The organism is Pseudomonas sp. P5_B2, from assembly GCF_056400445.1.
On sequence record NZ_JBFULH010001056.1, the window covers coordinates 1 to 1,066 of the forward strand.

General features: G+C 59.8%; 2 protein-coding genes. Both read right to left on the minus strand.

From position 1 onward, the window contains the following. On the minus strand, positions 1 to 373 hold a 373-nt coding region (locus tag AC1DRJ_RS29115), incomplete at its 3' end, for an N-acetyltransferase family protein (protein ID WP_477805175.1). Positions 374 to 397: 24 nt separating this feature from the next. Continuing rightward, positions 398 to 1,051 (minus strand): peroxiredoxin, encoded by a 654-nt coding sequence (locus AC1DRJ_RS29120; RefSeq protein WP_477805176.1) that lies wholly within the window; start codon positions 1,049 to 1,051, stop codon positions 398 to 400. Positions 1,052 to 1,066: the final 15 nt, after the last annotated feature.

A 1,066-nucleotide genomic window follows, 5' to 3' on the forward strand; every position in this document is an offset into this window, starting at 1 on the left:
GATTATCGGTGGCGGTTTCCAGCACCATGCCCTTGGCACCGTTCAACACCGCGAACGCGCGAGCTGTGTTCATCAGCAACGTACCTACCCCACGCCCACGGGCTTCGGGCGTGGTGAACAGATCACTGAGCAACCAGGTGCGGTGGGCGTCGATGGAGGAAAACGTCGGGTACAACTGCACGAAACCCAACGCCTGGCCCGTGGCGTCCTCGGCGAGGAAAACTGCCGACTCGCCCCGGGCGATGCGTTCGGCGATGAACTCCCGGGACTGCGTCAGGTTCGAAGGCTGGCCGTAGAAGCCTCGGTAGGCGTCGAAAAGGCACGCAACCTGGTCGAGATGGCTGGCGTCGACGCGTAAGGCTTGTACGACCATGATACGCGGCTCCTCGGGGTTGGATTACTTCGGCTGCGCCACGGTGCGCAAGTAAGGTTTGATGGTTTTGAACCCGTCCGGGTATTTCTTCCGCGCGTCTTCATCGGACACCGACGTGGGAATGATCACGTCCTCACCAGGACGCCAGTTCACCGGGGTGGCGACCGTATGCTTGGCGTTCAATTGCAGAGAGTCGAGCAGACGCAGCACTTCATCGAAGTTGCGCCCGGCACTCATCGGGTAGATGAGCATGGCCTTGACCTTTTTGTCCGGGCCAATGATGAACACGGAACGCACGGTGGCGTTGTCGACGGCGGTGCGGGTGCCACCACTGGCATTCGGGTGGATCATGTCGTAGAGCTTGGCCACTACCAGGTTTTCGTCACCGATCATCGGGTAATTGACCGCGTGCCCCTGGGTTTCCTCGATGTCCTTGGCCCAGCTTGCATGGTTGCTGACCGGGTCGACGCTGAGCCCGACGATCTTGGTGTTGCGCTTGTCGAACTCTGGCTTGAGCCCTGCCATATACCCCAGTTCGGTGGTGCATACCGGGGTGAAATCCTTGGGGTGCGAAAACAGGATGGCCCACTTGTCGCCAATCCATTCGTGGAAATTCAGCGTGCCTTCGGTGCTTTCGACGCTGAAGTCCGGTGCCTCGTCGCCTATACGGATAGCCATCTTCGTTCTCCTTAC